Source organism: Lentzea aerocolonigenes, from assembly GCF_000974445.1.
Taxonomy (GTDB): domain Bacteria; phylum Actinomycetota; class Actinomycetes; order Mycobacteriales; family Pseudonocardiaceae; genus Lentzea; species Lentzea aerocolonigenes.
On the sequence record NZ_BBOJ01000009.1, the window covers coordinates 128621 to 148073 of the forward strand.

The 19453-nt window shown below is 69.8% G+C and carries 16 protein-coding genes; 5 read left to right on the plus strand and 11 right to left on the minus strand.

The genetic code is table 11. The annotated features are described in order from the left end of the window. Positions 1-26: 26 nt before the first annotated feature. Both AOM45_RS18820 and AOM45_RS18825 read left to right on the plus strand, forming a co-directional pair. On the plus strand, positions 27-791 hold the full coding sequence (locus AOM45_RS18820) for an alpha/beta fold hydrolase (protein WP_030466379.1): 765 nt from the start codon (positions 27-29) through the stop codon (positions 789-791). A 128-nt stretch (positions 792-919) separates the two neighbouring features. Then, the gene (locus AOM45_RS18825) at positions 920-1531 is read left to right on the plus strand and encodes a hypothetical protein (protein ID WP_030466378.1); all 612 of its coding nucleotides are present in this window, start codon (positions 920-922) and stop codon (positions 1529-1531) included. Here AOM45_RS18825 and AOM45_RS18830 read toward each other — a convergent pair. The 6 genes from AOM45_RS18830 to AOM45_RS18855 are packed head-to-tail and all read right to left on the minus strand — an operon-like array spanning position 1489 to position 7547. Beyond that, positions 1489-2733: an alpha/beta hydrolase family protein gene (locus AOM45_RS18830; protein ID WP_051782955.1), complete on the minus strand. Its 1245-nt coding sequence runs from the start codon at positions 2731-2733 to the stop codon at positions 1489-1491. The genes AOM45_RS18825 and AOM45_RS18830 overlap by 43 nt on opposite strands. 17 nt (positions 2734-2750) lie before the next feature. Beyond that, positions 2751-3494, minus strand: a complete 744-nt coding sequence (locus AOM45_RS18835) for an SDR family NAD(P)-dependent oxidoreductase (RefSeq protein ID WP_236703739.1) — start codon at positions 3492-3494, stop codon at positions 2751-2753. Continuing rightward, entirely contained in the window at positions 3491-4447 is a 957-nt protein-coding gene (locus AOM45_RS18840; RefSeq protein ID WP_030466375.1) for a fumarylacetoacetate hydrolase family protein, read from the minus strand. Before AOM45_RS18840 ends, AOM45_RS18835 begins: the two co-directional genes overlap by 4 nt. 9 nt (positions 4448-4456) lie before the next feature. Next, the gene (locus AOM45_RS18845) at positions 4457-5395 is read right to left on the minus strand and encodes a VOC family protein (RefSeq protein ID WP_030466374.1); all 939 of its coding nucleotides are present in this window, start codon (positions 5393-5395) and stop codon (positions 4457-4459) included. A gap of 20 nt (positions 5396-5415) precedes the next feature. Continuing rightward, positions 5416-6546 carry an FAD-dependent oxidoreductase gene (locus AOM45_RS18850; RefSeq protein ID WP_030466373.1) on the minus strand — a complete coding sequence of 377 codons (1131 nt, stop codon included), beginning with the start codon at positions 6544-6546 and terminating at the stop codon, positions 5416-5418. 38 nt (positions 6547-6584) lie between these two features. After that, a complete protein-coding gene (locus tag AOM45_RS18855) occupies positions 6585-7547 on the minus strand; it encodes a cyclase family protein (RefSeq protein ID WP_030466372.1) in 963 nt (320 codons plus the stop codon). A gap of 85 nt (positions 7548-7632) precedes the next feature. Here AOM45_RS18855 and AOM45_RS18860 point away from each other — a divergent pair, with 85 nt between their 5' ends. Together AOM45_RS18860 and AOM45_RS18865 are read left to right on the plus strand one after the other, a co-directional pair. Continuing rightward, complete coding sequence (locus AOM45_RS18860) at positions 7633-8589, plus strand: LysR family transcriptional regulator (RefSeq protein ID WP_030466371.1); 957 nt, start codon at positions 7633-7635, stop codon at positions 8587-8589. A gap of 35 nt (positions 8590-8624) precedes the next feature. Beyond that, a complete protein-coding gene (locus AOM45_RS18865; RefSeq protein WP_236703740.1) occupies positions 8625-9866 on the plus strand; it encodes an MFS transporter in 1242 nt (413 codons plus the stop codon). Here AOM45_RS18865 and AOM45_RS18870 read toward each other — a convergent pair. The 4 genes from AOM45_RS18870 to AOM45_RS18885 form a co-directional block, all read right to left on the minus strand. Beyond that, complete coding sequence (locus tag AOM45_RS18870) at positions 9838-13092, minus strand: alpha-L-rhamnosidase (protein ID WP_081901935.1); 3255 nt, start codon at positions 13090-13092, stop codon at positions 9838-9840. The two genes, AOM45_RS18865 and AOM45_RS18870, sit on opposite strands and share 29 nt — an antisense overlap. A gap of 96 nt (positions 13093-13188) precedes the next feature. Next, positions 13189-14898: a cellulase family glycosylhydrolase gene (locus AOM45_RS18875; RefSeq protein WP_236703741.1), complete on the minus strand. Its 1710-nt coding sequence runs from the start codon at positions 14896-14898 to the stop codon at positions 13189-13191. A 153-nt stretch (positions 14899-15051) separates the two neighbouring features. After that, on the minus strand, positions 15052-16146 hold the full coding sequence (locus AOM45_RS18880; RefSeq protein ID WP_201780012.1) for a LacI family DNA-binding transcriptional regulator: 1095 nt from the start codon (positions 16144-16146) through the stop codon (positions 15052-15054). A 74-nt stretch (positions 16147-16220) separates the two neighbouring features. Continuing rightward, the gene (locus AOM45_RS18885; RefSeq protein ID WP_081901934.1) at positions 16221-17111 is read right to left on the minus strand and encodes a cellulose binding domain-containing protein; all 891 of its coding nucleotides are present in this window, start codon (positions 17109-17111) and stop codon (positions 16221-16223) included. A gap of 291 nt (positions 17112-17402) precedes the next feature. Between AOM45_RS18885 and AOM45_RS18890 the strand changes: the two genes are divergently transcribed. Next, positions 17403-17993, plus strand: coding sequence for a hypothetical protein (locus AOM45_RS18890; protein WP_030466365.1), 591 nt, complete (start codon positions 17403-17405; stop codon positions 17991-17993). A 130-nt stretch (positions 17994-18123) separates the two neighbouring features. Here AOM45_RS18890 and AOM45_RS18895 read toward each other — a convergent pair whose 3' ends face one another. Continuing rightward, positions 18124-19446, minus strand: a complete 1323-nt coding sequence (locus tag AOM45_RS18895) for a glycoside hydrolase family 6 protein (RefSeq protein WP_030466364.1) — start codon at positions 19444-19446, stop codon at positions 18124-18126. Positions 19447-19453: the final 7 nt, after the last annotated feature.

Genomic DNA, 19453 nt, shown 5'->3' on the forward strand with positions numbered 1-19453 from the left:
GATCACTTCGCGGGCATGCTGGTGCCATGGTTGAGGATTTCGCCGTGCACCTCGTGTTCGACGGACCGGGCGACGCACCGCCGTTCGTGCTCACCTCGGGGCTCGGAGGCGCGATCGCCGACTGGGACGCCGTGACCCGGTTGCTCGTGCCGCGAGCGCGGGTGCTGCGGTTCGACCGGCCGGGCAACGGTTCCAGCGTCCCGTCTCGAGAGCCCGTCACGCTGCGGCGCGAGGTGGGCGTGCTGGACGCGGTGCTGGACGCCGCGGGAGGCCCGGCCGTGCTGGTCGGGCACTCGCTCGCCGGGCTGCACGTCGAGGGCTACGCCCGGCTGCGTCCGGAGCGCGTGCGGGGTGTGGTGCTCGTGGACCCCAGCCTCGTGCCGCCAGGAGTCGGGCGGCCGTTCGACGTGGGCTCGGTGGTCGCCGCCGCCTTCGTCCGATGTGGACTCACCGGTCTGGCGGCGCGGTGTGCCAGTTCGTTGCTCCGCCTGGCCGGCCGGCCTGCGATCCGTCCCGCCGTGGTGGCGGAGCTGGCCGCGTATCCGGAGATGGCCGCCGAGCTGGACGCGCTGCGAGGTGCGCATCCGTTGCCCGACGTGCCGTGGCAGGTTCTGACGGCAGGCAAGGCGCTCGGTCGTTCTCCCAGGCGTGTGCTCGCCGCGCACGAGTCGATGGCAGGCCTGTCGCCGCGAGGGGTGCATCGCGTGGTGCCGGGCTCGACGCACATGATGCAGCTCGACGAACCGGAGGTGGTCGCCGAGGCCGCCCTGAGGTGCCTCGCGCCCCGCTGAACCCTCCCGCCGAGGTGCTCGAGCTGAGGTGCGGGGTGACTCCTGGCGCAGGACACCAGATCACCTCGGGCGGACCGAATTGCCGCAACTCGCCCCCTGAACGCCGGAACTCGTGCCAGGGTCGGACCATGCGTGCTGTCGTCGTCACCGTTGTTGTCGCGCTCCTGTTCTCCTCTGGCTGCGCTGCCCGGCGGAACACCGCGGGGTCGGACGGTGGTGCTGACGCCACGGTCGTCACCGTGCTGCCGACGAGCGAGCCGGTCCAGCCGACGTACGTGCCGCCGAACGGGCCGTGCGCCGTCCAGGTGAACCTCCCCGAGCCCGCGACCACCACGACCACGCCTCCCGCCGCACGCCCGACCGGCAGCCACACCCCGGACGTCGCGCCGCACAACGCGGAGAACAACGGCTGGAAGGTCCGCAAGGGTCTGTCACCGGAGGCCCGTCAGGCCGGCGCGACCGCCGCGGAGAAGATCAAGCAGCCGCTGGCGGCGCTGTGCGGCGCCGGCGACTTCGCACTGGACCCGACGCGAAAGGCGTTGGCGGACCAGGGATTCGCCGACGCCACCGTGCAGTACGTCCGCACGCCGGTGGGCATGCGCGAACTCGCACCGGGGGTCTTCTTCGCCCTCGAGATCGGTGCCGCCTGCGTGCTCGGTGACCTCACGCCAGGCAGTCTGCGCCTGTCCGTCGACGGTCACACCGGTGAGAACTCCTGCGTCGAGCCGTTCTCACACTGACCACGTGTCTCCGATGCACCAGCACCACTCGCAGAGTCAGGGACAGGCGGCAAGCTGGCGAAGGTCTCCTCCACCCAGTCGGCGACGAAGTCCCGGACGTGCGGCAGGTGGTCCAAGCCGATGTGCTCCGCGCCGCCCTCTTCCGCTGTGAAGATCCGCAGCTCGCGTTTGGGGCTGTTGACCGCCTGGTCGTAGGAGCGGTGCGCGTAGGCCAGCGGGATCTGCCGGTCGTTCTCGCCGTGGCAGATCAGGAACGGCACGGTGATCTTCTCCACGACTCCGTCCAGCCGCACGTCGTCGGCGTGGGTGAGGAACGAGTCGAGGTCGTCGAAACCCCACACCCACAGGACGTGCTCCCAGTAGTGGGGGACCGGGCGTTCGCCCTCGCGTTCGACGCGGCGGCGTTGCACCGCGCCCCAGTCGTGGTTGGCGCCCCAGGCGACGACGAGCGCCAGGCGCTTCTCGAACGCGGCCGCTCGCGGGGCGTAGTAGCCGCCGAGCGACCAGCCGGCCAGGCCGATTCGTCGCGGGTCGACGTCGTCGCGAGTTTCGAGGTAGTCGACGCACGCGGCGGCCCACACCTCCGTCTCGATCCGTGACGTCAGGCCGCCCAGGCGCAGCGCCTCGCCGGAGCCGGGGGTGTCGACCATGAGCGTCGAGATGCCGCGTGCGGCGAGCTCGTCGGAGACCCCGGACAGGTAGATGTGCTCCTTCGTGCTGTCCAGGCCGTTCCACATGATCATCACGGGCGCCGGGCCGTGGTCGGCCGCGGGTGCCTTGGTGAAGTACGCGGGCAGAGTGGTGCCCTCGAAGGGGATCCAGACCCGGCTGGTGCGGGGATCGGCCAGGGCGAAGGACTTCTGCATGAGGTCGAGGCACCGCTCGTAGGTGGCGACGCGGTCGGGGGAGGACGCGCTCTGCATGCGTTCGGCCTGCACGAGGTAGTTCGTGGCCCGCGCGTAGAGGCGGCCCGCGTTCCGGGTGCGGCCGGCTTTCTCGGCTGCCTCCGCCTGGCCGACCAGAGCGTCGGCCAGCTGTGTCCACGCCTGGAGGAACTCGGTGGTGCCGGCGTCCTCACCGCGTCCGGCGGCCTCGCGGATCGGCCGGCAGGCGCGGTCGACCTCGTCGATCAGGCCGCCGCTGTTGAGCGTGGCCACAACGCTCAGGTTCCACACGTAGTTGCCGGGGAAGTACTCGAACACGGTTGGTCCTCTCGTGGTCAGGTGCGGAGGGCGTCGCTGATCGACTTCACTCCGCCGTGGGCGGTCAGGCCGCCGTCGACGGGGATCTCGGCGCCGGTGATGAACGAGGCGTCGTCGCTGATCAGGAACACCACCAGCGGTGCGATCTCGTCGGCGGATCCGGTGCGGCCCAACGGTGTCTCGGCGATGTTCGCGTCGCGGAACGCCGGGGACGCCGACGCGGTCATGGGTGTCTCGATGTAGCCGGGATGCACGGCGTTCACGCGGATGCCGCGACCACCGAGCTCCAGGCAGGCGCTTTTCGTCAGTCCTCGCACGGCCCACTTGCTGGTGGTGTAGGCGAGCGGGTAGTGCCCGGTCAGTGCGGCCGCCGAGCCGAGGGTGACGATCGAGCCGCCGGCGTTCATCAGCGGCAGCACGGACTGGACGGCCAGCAGCACGCCGCCGACGTTGACGGCGTGGACGCGGGCGAGGTCCGCGGGATCGAGCTCGCCCAGCCGCGGGCGCAGGGTGATGCCCGCGCTGGTGACCAGGCCGTCGATGCGCCCGTACCGCCGCGCGGCGTGGGCGACGAGATCGGACCAGCCGTCCGCGTCGGTGACATCGAACCGGTGGAAGTCCACATCGGACTCGTCGGAGGAGTCGAGGTCGACACCGATCACCTCGGCGCCCTCCACGACGAGCAGACGTGCCACCGCCGCGCCCAGTCCACGACCGGCTCCGGTGACGAGCACGACCTTCCCCGCCACCCGGCCCGTCACCGGGCACGCGTCCGGGAACGGGCAGCGCGGACCGGCGGCAGGTCGATCCCCGCCACGACCCGGTTGCGGATGGTCCCGATGCCCTCGACCGTCATCTCGACGACGTCACCCGGCCGCAGCGCCGGCGGGTCCTGCTCACCGCGCCTGCCCCACAGCTCGGCGAGGCAGCCGCCGTTGCCGCAGGTGCCGGACCCGAGCACGTCGCCGGCGCGGACCCACGTGCCGCGGGAGGCGTAGGAGACCAGCTCCTCGAACGGCCAGCCCATGTTCGACAGCAGGTCGTGGCCGACCTCGGCGCCGTTGACCGAAACCCGCAGGTCCAGCGCGAGAAACCCGTCCTCGTCGTGGAACGGCGCGAGCTCGTCGGCCGTCACGAGCCACGGGCCGAGCGTGGTGGCGGAGTCCTTTCCCTTGGCCGGGCCGAGGTTGACCTTCATCTCGCGGCGTTGCAGGTCCCTGGCGGACCAGTCGTTTAACACCGTGTAGCCGAAGATCGCGTCACGGGCCTGGGCGGGCGTCAGTGAGGACCCATCACGCCCGACGACCGCCGCCACTTCCAGTTCGAAGTCGAGCAGCCGCGAGCCCGGTGGTACCGGAACATCGTCGTGGGCACCGATGAGCGCGTAGGGGTTGGTGAAGTAGAACGTCGGTGCTTCGTACCACTCCGCTGGCACGCCGGAGCCACCGGACACACTGGCGACGACGCCTTCCACGTGCTCCTCGAACGCCACGAAGTCACGGACGGTGGGCGGTGCCAGCGGTGGCAGAAGGCGAACCCGGTCAAGGGGAGTGGGCGGGCCGGTGAGTGCGGCGGCACCGGCGGCCAGTGCCGCCGGCAGTCCGGCGCGGACGAGGTCGAGCACGGTGGTGCCGGAAGGCAGGGCGTGCAGGCCGTCGTCCGCGACCACGCCCGCGTGCACCGCGCCGTCCAGCTCATAGGTGGCGAAACGCATCAGGATTCCTCACACGGGCGGGGCGACGAACAGGCCCTTGTCGGGGTCGTTGAAGGACTTTTGCGCGACGAACTCGTTCATCGCGTTGGCCGTGCCCCACTGGTCGGAGACCTCTGGCTGGCTGAAGTCGTAGAGGTGCGGGTGCCAGGTGTCCTCGTCGACCTCGTCCAGCTCGGTCGTGTACTCGACGGTGTTGCCGTGCGGGTCGAGGAAGTAACTGAAGGTGTTGTTGCCGGCCAGGTGCCGGCCGGGTCCCCAGATCTTCTCCACCCCGGCCCTCAGCAGGCGGCCGGTGCCGCGCATGTACTCGTCGAGGCCACGCAGCTCGAAGGAGGCGTGGTGCAGCGACGGGTGCGGGCCCCGCGCGATGGCCATGCTGTGGTGCCAGGAGTTCACCCGCAGGAACCACATCATCTCGCCCATGCGCGGGTGCATCAGCGTGTCGGACAGGCGGAAACCCAGGTGTCGCTCGTAGAACGCGACGGTGCCCTCGGGATCCGCGGAGTTGACGACCACGTGCGACAGTCGCACCGGGACGGACTCGCCCTCCTCCACCTTGCGGTGCTTGCGGATCGCGACGTCGGCGCTCACCTCGATGGTGCGGCCCTCGTTGTCGAAGAACCGGAACCCGTAGCCGCCACCGGGGGTCAGCAGCACGCCCGGTTCGCTGACGAGCGTGACACCCGCGACGGCCAGTCGTGCGGCGAGGGCGTCGACGTCGGACGGGCTGGCGGCGCCGAAAGCGATCAGGTCGATCCGCTTGTCGGCGGCCTGGCGCAGCCGGACCACGTACTGCTCCGGCGAGCCTTCGGCGGCCAGGAAGGAGATGCCGGTGTCGCCGTGCTCGGCGGTCAGGCCCCAGGCACCGGTGAAGAAGTCCTGCTGGCGGGCGAGGTCGGGCACGGCGAGGTCGACGTGCCGCAGGTGGGTGATCAGGCGGTCGGTCACGATGGTTCCTCCAGTGAGGGTCACGCGGGCTGGGACACGAGGTCGCCGATGCGGTGGACGAGGCCGGGGATGTCGCCCTGCTCGTGGTCGAGCAGCCACTGGGCGATCTGGTTCGACGCCGCCACGACCTCCGCGGCGCGGGCGTGGCGGCGCGCGGTGAACGCGTCCCACAGCGCGTCGTCCAGGACGTCGCCTTCGACCAGCAGTTCGGCCAGCACCGTCGCGTCCTCCAGCGCCATGGCACCGCCCTGCGCGAGGGTGGGCGGGCACGAGTGGGCGGCGTCGCCGATGAGCACGACCCGGCCGCGGTGCCACGGCGCCGGCAGCAGGTGGGTCTCGAAGTTGGTGTAGTTGACCCGGCTCGGATCGGTGAGCGCGGACCGGATGTCGTCCCACGGTCCGTGGTAGGCCGAGGCGAGCTCGCACACCCGCGCCAGCCGTTGCTCCGGTGTCAGTCCACTGTGGTCACCCGAGTCCTCGACGACGTAGGCGTAGAGCGAGTCCTCACCGGTCGGGGTGTACCCGGCGAGGTAGCACGGTCCGCCGTAGTACAGGTCGGTGCGGGTGACGCTCGCCGGGCGAGGGCCGAACACGCGCCAGATCCCCATGCCCACGGGTCTCGGGTCCACGGAGATGCCGAGCATCCGGCGGGTGGCCGAACGGATGCCGTCCGCACCGACCACCAGGTCGTACCTGCCCGCCGAGCCGTCGGTGAACGTGACCTCGACTCCGGTGGCGTCCTGCTCCAGCCCGGCCACGGTGACGCCGAAACTGGTCTTCACCCCGGTCGCGATTGCCTGGTCCAGCAGGATCCGCGCCAGCAGTGGGCGGGGCATGCCCATCGTCGCCGGCAGGTCGGGGCCACCGCTGCGCACGTCCGGGAACTCGACGAGCAGCGTGCCGTCGCGGTCGGGGGCACGCAGGCCGAGGTTGTTGTACGGGAATCCCGCCCGGCTCACCCGCTCCCACACCCCGAGCCGCCGCAACTCGCGCAAGGCGTTGCCCTGCAACGTGATCCCGGAACCGATGGCGGCGATGTCGGGCTTGACCTCGACGAGGTCGACGGCCACACCGTGGCGCGTGAGCTGGATCGCTGTTGCCGTCCCGGCGAGACCACCGCCGATCACGAGCACGTTGTTCACCGCGGGCATGAGGACTCCTTCGTCCGTGCGGTCTACTTGACTGCGACCTACTTGACTGCGATGGGGGCGACCGGGGCGCCGACCGCGCCGGTCACGGGCAACGGGGCGGCGGTCAGCCAGAACTCGTGGACGCCGTCCGCGGCACAGTCCGCGGCGAGTGCGTCGAGGTCCCACATCTCGCCCAGGAACAGGCCGATGTGCGGGATCGCCACCTGGTGCAGCGGCTGGAACGCGCCGTCGAACTCGTTGGGCCGCACCTCGACACCCCACGTGTCGGTCGCGATCCCGGCGATCTCGTTGCCGTGCAACCAGTCCAGCGTGCTGAAGGACAGGCCGGGGGAGTCGCCGCCCGCGTAGTCGCCCCAGCCCTCCCTCCTGGCCCTGGTCAGCCGCCCGGTCCGCACCAGCACGAGATCACCCCGGCCGACCCGCGCGCTGGGTCCGTGCGTCGCGATCGCGGCTTCCAGGTGTTCGGTGGTGATGGCGAAGCCGTCGGGCAGCTCACCGTCTACTCCGGACACACGTCCGACGTCCAGCAGCACGCCGCGGCCCGCGATCAGCCCGGCCGTGGTCTCGATGCCGGTGACCTGATCGCCCTCGCTGGTCACGACGTCCCCGGCGCGGCGGCCGTTGTAGGCCAGCCCGTGGTCGAAGATGTGGCCGAGGCCGTCCCACTGCGTCGAGGCCTGCAACGGCATGAAGATCACGTCGTCGGCGCCGCCGATGCCGTGCGGGAAGCCCTGGGTGCCGCGCTCGGCGTCCACGCCGGTGTCGAGCATCGTGTGCACGGGGTTGGTGCGCCGCCGCCAGCCCCGCTGCGGGCCGTTCGCGTCGAACCGTTGCGCCAGCGAGAAGCTCGCGCCCCTGCGGACGAGCGCCGCGCCTTCCCTGCGCTTGGCGTCGGTGAGGAAGTTCAGGGTGCCCAGGACGTCGTCGGCGCCCCAGCGGCCCCAGTTGGAGCACCGCTTCGCCGCCGCCGCGATCGCGCCCTCGGGATCGTTCCGGTCCATGACCAGACGATCGCGGTCAGCGTGCGCATCAGGGAAGCCGAATTCTTCTATGCGCGATATCACTGCCGTTGATACCGTTCTGGACGTGAACCTCGCGCGCCTCGACCTGAACCTGCTGGTGGCGCTGGACGCGCTGCTGCAACAGCGCAGCGTCACCCGTGCCGCCGAACAGATGGGCCTCAGCCAACCCGCGGTGTCGGCCCAGCTCGCCCGGCTGCGCAGGCACTTCCACGACGACCTGCTCGCGCGGGCGGGCAACCAGTACCGGCTCACCCCGCTCGCCATCCAGCTCAAGGAACGCGTGCGGGTGGTGCTGTCCGGTGCGGAGCGGGTGTTCGCCGCCGAACCGGACTTCGACCGGGCGTCGTCGACCCGCGAGTTCTCCGTGCTGATCAGCGACTACGCTGTGGCGACCCTCGGTTCGGCGGTGGCACGGCTGCTCGCGGACGAGGCGCCGGGCACCCGGCTGCGGATGAACACCAACACGACCACCCTGGTCGACGACGCCGCCAGGACGCTGGTCAACGCCGATCTCATGGTCATGCCGCACGGGTTCGTGGAAGACCTCCCCCACCACGACCTCTACCGCGACGAGTGGGCGTGCCTCGTCGCGGCGAGCAACGACGAGGTGGGTGACGCGCTCACCGTCGAGCAGCTGGCGACCATGCCGTGGGTGGTCACCTACCACGGGCCCACCGCCTACACACCCGCCGTGCAGCAGATGCGGATGTCCGGTGTCGAGCCGCACATCCAGGTGATCACCGAGACGTTCCTGACCGTGCCGGGCCTGGTCCGCGACACCGGCCGGGTCGCCCTGCTGCAGCGGCGTCTGGCGGACCGCGTCCCCGTCGAGCTCGGCGTGCGCGTGCTGCCGTGCCCGGTCGAGGTCAGCCCGCTGGTGGAGGCCATGTGGTGGCACCCGATGCACGACGACGACCCCGAACATCGTTACCTGCGCGACCTTTTCGTGCGCGCGGCCGCGGTCATGACCGGCGATGAGATCCGCATCGACGGCACGGATAGTCCACTTAGGCAGAAGTGATTTCCCTGGCCGTTCGCGGCTGCTGACACTTCGGCGTGACGCAGGTCATCGAGGACCGGCGCCTACCCCCGGAGATGCCCGTGTCGGACCACACGCTTTCCGCGCACCCCGTCGCCGCGCCTGTCCAGGACCCGGCCACCGGCAGGCCCGCCGGTACCGCCCAGGCCGTGGTGCTCCTGCTGTCCAGCTGCCTGTCGGTGCTCGGCGCGGTGCTGCTCGCACCCGTTCTCCCCGCCATCCAGAACGCCTTCGCCGACACTCCCGGCGTCGCCACGCTCACGCCGGTCGTGCTGACGGTGCCCGCCCTCGTCATCGGCCTCACCGCGCCGCTGGCCGGCCGCATCATCGACCGCCTCGGACGGAAGCGGCTGCTCGTCGGCGCCCTCGTCGTATACGCCTTCGTCGGCACCGCGCCGCTGTGGCTGGCCTCCCTGCCACTCATCGTCGCCAGCCGCGTGCTGGTCGGCCTCACCGAGGCCGCGATCATGACCTGTTGCACGACCCTGCTCGCCGACTACTTCCACGGTGCCCAGCGCCAGCGCTACTTCGGGCTCCAGGTCGTGTACACCACCGTCGCGGCGACCGTGTTCTTCGCCGTGGGAGGACTGCTCGGCGCGAACGGCTGGCGCACCCCGTTCTGGCTCTACGCGGTCAGCCTGCCGCTCGCGTTCCTGGCCGCCCGCCACATCTGGCAGCCGCCTGCCCAGCCGCGGGCGAAGCTGCCCGCGCTGCCGTGGCGGACCCTGCTGGTCCCGGTCGGCGTCAGTCTCGTCGGTGGTCTCGTGTTCTACGTCCTCATCGTCGAACTGTCCTATGTGCTCGATCGCATCGGCGTCACGTCCACCGCCACCATCGGCGCGGTCAGCGCCATCGGCTCGCTGGCCACCGCGATCGCCGCCGCCGGGTACGCCCGCCTCGCCCGCTTCGGTCCGGGGATCACCGTCCCGGCCGCGTTCGTCCTGTGCGGCCTCGGAATCCTCGGCCTCGCACTCGCCGGCACCGTGCCGGTCGCCGCCGTCAGCGCCGTGATCGCCGGACTGGGCAACGGCCTGATGCTCCCCGCGCTGCTCACCTGGGCGCTGGGCTCACTGACCTTCGAACAGCGCGGCAGGGGAACGGGAATCTGGACCTCGGCCGTGTTCATCGGCCAGTTCGCCTGCCCGCTCGCCGTGCTGGCTCTCGCCGGCACCCTCGGTGGCCTGTCCGCGGCCCTGCTCGCGGTGGGAGCCGTTGCCCTTCTCGTGGCCTTCACCGTCCGGTTGCTCTCGACGCGGTGAAGCTGTACCGACCGGAACCGACCGTCACGACGGTGGCGTTCCTGGCCGGATCACGAGTGACGCCGAGGATTCCGGGCGCCGCGTGCAGCGGCTTGCCGGACTCCCTCACCGAACCGTTGCCGTCAGAAGGGATCACGATTTCCGCGGTGGTGTTGGCCGGCACGGTGACCGTCATCGTGAGCTCGTTGCCCTTCACCGACCACGTGTTCGCCAGCGCGCCGTACACGGTGTCGATGCTGCCTTCGGCGTGCGTGAGCCCGCCGCCGATGTGCGGTTCGACGACACTGCGGCGGTAGCCGGCCTCCTTGATCCGGATGCCGCCGATGTACTGGTGCATCCAGTCCGCGACCGCGCCGTAGGCGTAGTGGTTGAAGGAGTTCATGTCCACCGGGCCGAACGAGCCGTCGGGCTGGATCGAGTTCCAGCGCTCCCAGATGGTCGTGGCGCCCTTGCCGATCTCGTAGCCCCACGAGGGGTAGTCCTCTTTGGACAACAGGGCGTAGGCGAGGTCGTCACGGCCGATGTTGGACAACGCCACGAGCAGCCACGGCGTGCCGATGAAACCGGTCCTGAGGTGGTTGTCGCTCTCCGCGAGTTTCGCCACGTACTTCGCGCCGGCCTTGGCCTTCAGGGCGGCACCGGTGACGAGGTCCATGCCGAGCGCGAGGGCGTAGCCGGTCTGCGAGTTGCCCAGCACCGTGCCGTCCGCTGCCACGTAGGCGTTCGTGAACGCGGTGCGCACGTCCTCGTGGAGCCGGGCGTACTCGGCGGCTTCGGCGTCACGGCCGACCGCCCTGGCCATGTCGGCCATCATCCGCACGTCCTGTGCCCAGATGGCCGTGCCGATGACTCCCTGGTCCGACGGGTCGTCGAGGTTCAGCCAGTCGCCGGTGAAGAACGTCAGCCGCCCGGTCTCCAGGTTGTCCGGTCCGGCGCTCGCCCTGGCGTGGGCGAAGAACCGGCTCATCGCCTCGTAGTTGTCCCGCACCACCCTGGTGTCCCCGTAGGCGCGCCACAGGGCGTGCGGGACGGTGATGATCGCGTCCTCCCAGCCGACTCCGCTCTCGTCGAACGCGCCGTTGGTGGACGGCACGACGGCCGGGATGGAGCCGCTGCTCTTCTGCTCGTCGCGCACGTCGGCCATCCACTTGCCCAGGAACGCCCGCATGTCGCTGAGGTAGGTGGCGGTCGGCGCGAAGATGTTGATGTCGCCGGTCCAGCCCAGTCGCTCGTCGCGAGCGGGAGTGTCGGTCGGGATCGAGAGGAAGTTGCCCCGCGCACCCCAGGTCACGTTGCTGTGCAACTGGTTCAGCATGCCGTGGGAGGTGCTCAGCGTTCCCGTGCGTTTCAGGTCCGAGCCCCAGACAACACCTTTCACGTCCGCCGCGGCCGGCGGGGTGCTCAGGCCGGTGATCTCGACGTAGCGGAAGCCGTGCTGGGTGAACGTCGGCTGGTAGGTCACCGTGCCGTCGGTCGCGAACCGGTAGTGGTCGGTGGCGGTGGCGGCGCGGAGGTTCTCCACGTACGTCGTTCCGTCGCGGTTGAGCACCTCGGCGTGCCGGATCCGGGCCGTGTCACCGGCTTTCCCCGTGATCTTCACCCGCGCGACGCCGACCATGTTCTGCCCGAGGTCGTAGATCGTCACGCCGGGACGGGGCGTCGTGACCGCCACCGCGTCCAGCACCCGGGTCTCGCGCACCGGCTCGTCCGGTTGCGGCGTCAGCTTCGCGGTGTCGGACGGCCGGACGACCACCGGCTGCCACGACGAGTCGTCGAACCCGGCGTCGGTCCAGCCCCGCTGCGCGAACCGGGCGTCGTAGGTCTCGCCGATCTGGTTGTCGGTGGCGGCGAACGGTCCCTTCTGCCAACGCCAGCCCGGTGTCGTGTCGACCCACTGGACGGTGCCGTCGGTGTAAGTGATCTTCAACCGTGCGATCAGGGCCAGGTCGCTGCCGTACTGCCCCTTGCCCGCCAGCCCGACCTTGCCCGCCCACCAGCCGTCACCCAACGCGGCCCCGAAGCCGTTTCCTCCGGCCTGGACGAGGTTTGTCACGTCGTAGGTCTGCGACTGGATGCGCTTGGCGTACTCGGTGTAACCCGGTGCGAGGAACTGGTCGCCGACCTTGCGGCCGTTGAGAGTGAGCTCGTACACGCCGTGCGCCGAGGCGTACGCCCTCGCCTGCGCCACCTTCTTCCCTTGCAGGGTCCGGAACGACGTCCGCAGCAGCGGCTCGTAGGAGTCGCTGCCCACCAGCAGTGCGTCGGTGGTCCCCGTGACGGTCAGCTCGTGGTTCTCGAGGCTGCCACCGGTGAAGGGGTTGGGCACGGCGAGCTCGGGAGCGGCCAGCACGGTGCCGTCGGGCTTGGTCGCGGTGAACGACGTCACCGTCACCGATTCCTTCTCCCACGTCCGCAAGCCCGGCCGTCCGACGGGGAAGTCCGAGACGGTGCGCGTGTCGACGGTGGTGCCGTCCAGCACCGTCCGGATGGTGTCGCCCTGGACGGTGTAGGCGACCGTGTGGTCACCGGCGAGCAGTCCGGCACGCGTGAACCCGAACGGCCGCAGGTCGACCTCGGCGAGCAACGCGTAGCCGCCGTCGAGACGCCGGTGCGGTCGCAGCATCGGGACCGACGCGGCGGACGTGCCGACGTTGAGCTGCCACATGTACGCGTTGCCGGCGTCCTTCGCGCGCAGGAACGTGCCGAACGCCTCGTTGTTCAGCCGGAACTTCACCATCGCCGTGTAGTCGGTCCACTGGTCGTGGACCGGTGCGGGTTTGCCGATCCAGGCCGCCGATCCCCAGTCGGCCGGGGTGAGCAGACCCGTCTCGAACCACGCCGGACGGCTCCAGGCGCTCGGAACGCCCTTGTCGTCCCAGATCCGCACGCGCCAGTGGTACCGCGTCGCCGAGGCCAGAGCCGGTCCGCCGTAGGCGATGTCGGCCTGGTGGGACGACTTGACCTTCCCAGTTCGCCACACGTCGGCCGCTCCCGGTGAAGACCCGACCCGCAGCTCGTAGGCGGTCTGCGTCATCGCCCTGCGCGAGGACGCGGACTTCCAGCCGAACACCGGCGCCGCACCGGGAAGGCCGAGCGGGTTCACCCTGCCGTTCGTGGTGAGCCCTTCGACCTTCGCCGGCGGTGCCGCCACGCTCGCGGGTGCGATTCCCGCGAGCAGAGCGAGGCACGCCAGCACAACCAGGAGAGGGCGTGCTCGCCAGGACATGGTCAGCTCCGATCTGCGGTGGCTCGGAGCGGTGCCGCGCCAGTGGAGTGAGCGCCTGCGTGCCGGATCAGGTACGCAGGCCGGGGATCTTTTCCGTCAGCTCGTGCTGCCGGTCACCGAGGTGCCGGACCTGGTGATGTAGTAGGTGATCTTCGTGCCGCTCCAGAAGTGGAACGTCAGGGTCACCCGGCCGTCGGCGACCTCGTCGAAGAACGCCGGCTTGAGGATCATCCCGCCCGCGTTGTAGTCGGGCTGGAAGTGCTGCCAGAACTCCTTGAACGTGGTCCAGTTCGCCGGTCCCGCGGGGCGTCCGTCGGCGTACTTCGCTTCCATGGTCGCGAGTTGGTCGCCGTGGAACCGGGTGGGGATGCTGAACGAGGTGGTCGTGCCCGTGGCGTCGGCCTGCGTCGGCGGGTCGTAGCTGATGATGCTGATCTGCCACGGCACGCCTTGGGAGAACTGGGCTTCGATGGTGGCGTTGACGCCGTGCGCGCGATTGCCGGCGAGCCGGGTGAGTGCGGCCGCGGTGAGCGTCAGGGTGGTACCGGACACGGTGTAGTCGCTGCCGTTGACGAGGTTCGTGTTGCCCTGCCTCAATCGCCGGAACGACGTGCCGTTCAGGTTGAGCGTCAACGACTGCGCCGTGATCGCGCCGGTGCGGGGCAGGTAGATCTGGTCGGACGAGGCCGTGCCGGACCGCGTCGTCCAGCTCTTCCTGATCAGGTCGTGCAGACCCTGGTCGCGCCAGCGAAGTTCGTTGCGGTTCAGGAACTGTCCCGCGTCCCAGATCATCGTGGTGAGGTTGCGGAGGCGGGCGTGGTAGCCGACCGCTTCCAGGAACTTCAGGAACTCGCCGCGTTCGATCACGCCCGGCCGGGTGTGGTCGTAGTTGAGCAGCGCCCATTCGCCGATGATCACCGGGATGCCGCGGGAGACGAACGTGTTGTGCACGCGGTCGAAGGTGCTGACGAGGTCCTGTTCCACCTCCGCGTTGTAGCGGGTGAAACCGGCGATGTTCACGCTGAACGGCCAGAAGCCGTAGAAGTGGACTGTCGCGGCGATGTTGGTGTCGCGCAACTGGTTGTAGCTCGCCAGGAACGCGTCCAGCCGGGGCTGGTCGGAGGCGGTGTGCACGGTGGGCAGGACGAGCAGGCGGGTGGCGTTGCGGCCGCCAGAGCCGCGGACGATCCGGTGGAACTCCGCGTTCAGCTCGTGCAGGGCCCTGGCGTCCTCCTCTGTTCCGGAGGTGCCGGCGAACTGCGGTTCGTTGATGCTCTCGAACACGAGCTTCGAGGGGTGGTCGCGGAACGTCGTGGAGATCTGCGACCACAGGGCGGTGTACCTCGCCAGCACGGTCGCGCGATCACTCGGATACGTGTTGATCCACTGCCACGAGTCGTGGTGCAGGTTGATCATCACGTAGAGGCCTTCGGCGAGGGACCAGTCGACGATCTCGCGGACTCGGTTCAACCAGGCAGTGTCGATGGTGTACCCCGGCGCGGCACCGTGGTGGTTGCTCCACGTCACCGGGATGCGGATGCTCTTGTAGCCCTGGGAACGCACGTGCCGCAACAAGGCCTGCGTCGTGCGCGGATTGCCCCACGACGTCTCGTCGGGGATGGCGTCCATCGTGTTGCCCAGGTTCCAGCCCGGCTGCATCGCGGCGACGGTCCTCATCGCATCACCCGGCCGCGGCTCAGCCTGGGCACCGGTCGCCGTGAACGCCCCGGTCAGCAGCAGCGCGGCCAGAGCACAGGCCGTGAGACGAACTCGGTGCGCGATTCTGCGTGCGTTGAACAGACTCAACACTTCACTGTCCCTTGCTGTAGATGGATCCGCGGCGAGGCGTGCTGAACGATCCGATCCGTCTGTGAAGGCGAGGCGACGTGGGCCGAAATCTAAGCGCTTAGATTTGGGTGGTCAAGGTTGGTGCAGCTGATCGACGAGCATTCGACAAGGTCAATTCGAGGAAAGGCAGCCACAACTGGCTCGAATGACGGGCTCGGTCGGCAAAGGCCCCACCTCTCCTGTTTCCTCCTCGAGAAGAAGTCGCACCGCCGTGCGGCCGATGGCCTCCATCGGTTGCTGCACCGTGGTCAGCGGAGGCGACGACAGGCGGGTGGCGATGATGCCGTCGAAACCGGTGACCGCCACCTGGCCGGGAACGTCGATGCCGGCGTCGCGCAGCACGTTCAGCACGACCAGTGCTTCCTGGTCGGTCGCGCACACGAGGACGTCGGGAAGGTGTCCGCGAGCCAGAACGGGTGCCAGCGCGGCACGGGTGGTCGCCTCCTTGGCGGGCGCGCTCGGCAACGGCGGGTCGACCGCGAGGCCCGCGGCGGTGAGGGCGTCGGAGTAGCCGCCGAAGCGTTCCGCGAACTCCGCCGTCACGCTTTCCTCGCCGACGTAAGTGAATCGGCGGTGTCCGTGCTCGCGCAGCAGGTGTTCGACCAACCGGCGCATGCCCGATCGGTGGTCGACCAGGACCGTCCGCGTGCCGGCCGCGGTCGTCTCACCGCCGAGCTCGACCACGGGAATCCGGCGCGCGATGCGGGCCAGGGCCTCGGCAGGCGCGGCGCCGGCGAACGCGATCAGGCCGTCGACGCGTCCGGCGACGTCGACCACGGCGGGCAGGTCGTCCGGCACGGTCCCCGACCCGAGCATCAGCGCCAGACCCCGGCGGCGGCACTCGAGTTCCACGCCCCGCTGGACCAGGTCGGAGTACAGCGGGAACAGGCGTGCGTCATCGGCCGCACGCGCCCGCAGTTCGTCGCGTTCTCCGTCGTCGAGCAGGTAGCTGAAGGAGTACAGGCCGATGGCGCCGGTGCGTCCCTTCGCCAGCCCGCGCGCACTCACGTTCGGCACGTAACCCAGGGCGGCAGCGGCGGCCAGCACGGTGTCGAGCGTCTTCTTGCGCACCCGTTCCGGTTGGGCGAAAGCGAACGACACCGTCGCGATGGACACCCCGGCCCTCTCGGCGACGTCGTACACCGTGGGCCTGCGCGCCATCAGGTCGCACTCCTCGGCTCGGTCACCCCGGACATCGTGATCCACGGCGACCACGGCGTCAAAGCCGCGTGCGGAACGGAAGAAAAAGGCAGCGGCACCCGGCAGCCAGGTCTCTTCTCCTACGCCAGGGTGCAGGCGTGCCCGTTGAGGGTGAAGGCGCGTGGGTCGGCGTTGGTGCTGCCGCTCCCGGCGGTGAACCCCATCAGCAGTGTCTCGCCGGGACGGATGGTCTGGTTGTACGACACGGCGGTCGCGAAGACGTCACCGCCTGCCTGCTTCGGGGTCGCGTTCCACATCTCGGAGACCGTCTGGCCGTTGGCGAACGTCCACTTGAGCGTCCAGCCGTTGACGTCGGTGTTGCCGGTGTTGCCGATGGTCACGTCGGTGCGGAAGCCGCCGGGCCAGGTGTGCGTGACGCGGTAGGCGACCGAACAACCGTTGACCGGCTTCGGTTTCGCGGTCGTGGTGCGAGTGGTGGGGGCCGGTGCCGCCGGGGATGGCGTGCCGGCGGCCGGTTGGACGCAGGGTGGCCCCCAACGGCCGAGCCGCTTCTCGGAAGCGCTCGCCTCCGCCTCCTGCAGCAGGCGGTCGTCGGTCGTCTCGCTGCGCACCATGCCGAGCTCGACCGCGATGACCGCGTAGTCGGTGCCGTCCGCCAGCCGCAGGGAGCCCGCCGGCGTCGTGTCGACCGGCTTGTCGAGGAGCATGGTCCTCGCGAACGTCGTCGCCGCGTCGCTCCAGCACTCGTCGGGTGCGGCGAGCCCCTTGACCTTGATCTCCTGGCCGTCGGAGAGCTGGACGGTCCGCACGTCGACCACCTTCCGGACGGTGACGTCCTGCGCCTCGGGAGGCTCGACGAGCGTGGGGAAGTCCGGTGGGGACGTCGTGGCCAGGGCTGGTGTCTGCTGCTCGCCGCCTCCGCACGCGCCTGCCGCGCTGACGAGGAGAAGGGCGGCGACCAGGAGCCATCTGCCGGGTCTGGCGCTCACGGCGAAGTGCGGTCGTCTCATCGTTCCCCCAGTGCCCAGAAGTCTTCGGGCGAACGAACCAAGAGGTGTTCGCCCGAACGGCTGATCTCGTCTCGGCAGGCTACGACGCTTCCTCGAAACGCGGAAGAACCTTCCGCAATTCTGGACTTGCGCGTTCGACGCATTTCGAGTCGAAACACGTCGAACAGGTGGAGTAATCGTTTTCAAGGCTCCCTGAAACGCGGAATCGGTCTCGTCGTTCGCGCATGGTGCACGCCCCGGTGCGCGTGATCGGATCGGCTTCTCGTGCTTTGACTGCGTGGTGGTGAACCGATGTCGATTCTGGATGCGGTGCCGGAGACCAGTGGCCGCAACCTCGCGTCGCTGGACGACTCCTTTCAGCTGTGCGAGGTGACTGAGGGATTCGCGGACCAGTTCTGCTGTGCGTGCGACGACCTCGTCGGGGCGGAGTTCGTCCGCCTGTTCGGAAGCGAAGCCGAAGTGCTGTTGCTGGCGCAGTGTCTTTCTTTGCAGGCCAAGGGCGAAGGATTCTTCCGCGAGCACCTGAGCGTCCGCCGACAGCGGATGCGCCAGCTGCTGAAGGTGGTGGTGCACGCCGATGGTGGTGCGCTCGTGGCCGCCGTGCAGCCGTCCGGTCAGCCGCACACGGGGTTCACCCTGAGCAGGTCGAACGCGCGGATCCTCGAACGGATCGCCGAAGGGTGGACCGTCGAGCAGGTCGCCGCCGGGATCGAGATGACGACTCGGTCGGTCCGGTACCGGATGACCACCCTGTTGACCCTCCTCGAAGCCGGCAGCGGGCCGTCGGCGATCTCGAACGCCTACCTTTGGGGTGTGCTCGATCCGGTCGCGTGGCCACCCCGCGTTGCCCACGGCGTGGTCGGCCAGTCGTGGGCCGGATGATCACCGCCGAGCGGTTCTCGGCGTGGCGCCGCGTGAGTCGCGTGTGGACGTTGGAACAGGTCCTGGCAGGTGCGTGTCCTCTCCGGGCGGGAGGGACCGGAGAGGACACGCGGTCAGGGCCGGTCGCGGCTCAGGCGCACGCCTTGCCGTTCATGGCGGGGGAGAGGAACGGTGGGGTGCCGCCGTTGTAGCTCGCGTTGTACCCGACGGTCGCGGTACCGCCCGTCGCGAGCTTGCCGTTCCAGGACTCGCTCTGGACCCGCACGGCGTCGCCCGTGTCGGTCCAGGTCCCGTTCCAGCCCTGGGTGACGGTCACTCCCGGCGCGGAGAACGTCAGCGTCCAGCCGTCGACGGCAGGACCGCCGTTCTCGATGACGATCTCGCCGGTGTAACCGGACGACCACGAGCTGACCACCCTGTGGGTCACCTTGCACGTACCCGGCCCCTGCGGGGTGGTCGTCGTGGTGGAGGTGGTTGTCGTCGTGCTGGTCGGCTGCCAGTTGCCGGCGGCAGCCAGGTCGTACGCGCGCTGCGGGACGAACCGGCCGGCGGGTGCGATGCAGCCGTCGGCCTCGCCCGGCAGCTTGACCCACAGGAACGCCGCGATCTGGCCGTCACCGGTCTGGTCGGTGCTGGGCGTGCCGATCGCACGCCCGGCCGGGTCGCACCACTCGCTGCCGGCGGGACCGTTGCCGTTGCGGCTGGTGTCGACCACGGCCTTGAGCCGCGAGTCGCCCACCGCGTTCAGCACCGACTTCGCGTAGGACACCTCGTCGCCGGTGAACCGGTAGTTGGAGACGTTGGTGGCGATGCCGTCGGCGCTGTTGCTGATGTCGGCCGCGCGCAACCGTGATGCGGCCTCACCCGGTGAAAGCCATGCCGAGTGGCCGATGTCGAAGTACACCTTGGTCTGCGCCGAACCCGACTTGAGCTTCTTGCCCGCGTAGGCCATCGACGCCTTCGTCTGGTTCTGCTGGTCGGCGGACTGGCAGTTCGACATCAGCGGCAGCACGTCCGGTTCCAGCACGATCGCCGCCGGACGTCCCGCGATGCCCGCCGCCACCTGGTCGACCCACGCCCGGTAGGCGTCGTGCGACGGCGCGCCGCCACCGCTCGGGCCACCGCAGTCGCGGTTGGGGATGTTGTAGACGACCATGATCGGGATCTTGCCCGCGGACGCGGCGGCGCCCACGAAGGCGTCGACCTCTCCCCGCACGGTGCCCGTGTTGGTGGTGGTGAACCACCTGGCCTGCGGGGTGGCCGCGAGGCGTTCCCGGATGATCGGCGCTTTGGAGTCGCCGGGGTTGGCCGCGACCCACTTGGCCGCGCTGGTGTCCGGGTCCACGTAGAACGGTGACGGGGCAGCCTGGGCGGTGTTTCCGGCGGCGAGAGCGGAGACACCCGCGAGGAGTGTCGCCGCCACCACGCCGCTCGCAACAGCTTTGTTGCGCATGCGACGA

What these genes read in the sequence shown, in the direction of transcription:
- AOM45_RS18820 (WP_030466379.1), top strand. Translation starts at nt 27, where the DNA reads ATGGTTGAGGATTTCGCCGTGCACCTCGTGTTCGACGGACCGGGCGAC.
- AOM45_RS18825 (WP_030466378.1), top strand. Translation starts at nt 920, where the DNA reads ATGCGTGCTGTCGTCGTCACCGTTGTTGTCGCGCTCCTGTTCTCCTCT.
- AOM45_RS18840 (WP_030466375.1), bottom strand. Translation starts at nt 4,447, where the DNA reads ATGCGTTTCGCCACCTATGAGCTGGACGGCGCGGTGCACGCGGGCGTG.
- AOM45_RS18850 (WP_030466373.1), bottom strand. Translation starts at nt 6,546, where the DNA reads ATGCCCGCGGTGAACAACGTGCTCGTGATCGGCGGTGGTCTCGCCGGG.
- AOM45_RS18855 (WP_030466372.1), bottom strand. Translation starts at nt 7,547, where the DNA reads ATGGACCGGAACGATCCCGAGGGCGCGATCGCGGCGGCGGCGAAGCGG.
- AOM45_RS18870 (WP_081901935.1), bottom strand. Translation starts at nt 13,092, where the DNA reads ATGTCCTGGCGAGCACGCCCTCTCCTGGTTGTGCTGGCGTGCCTCGCT.
- AOM45_RS18885 (WP_081901934.1), bottom strand. Translation starts at nt 17,111, where the DNA reads ATGAGACGACCGCACTTCGCCGTGAGCGCCAGACCCGGCAGATGGCTC.
- AOM45_RS18890 (WP_030466365.1), top strand. Translation starts at nt 17,403, where the DNA reads ATGTCGATTCTGGATGCGGTGCCGGAGACCAGTGGCCGCAACCTCGCG.
- AOM45_RS18895 (WP_030466364.1), bottom strand. Translation starts at nt 19,446, where the DNA reads ATGCGCAACAAAGCTGTTGCGAGCGGCGTGGTGGCGGCGACACTCCTC.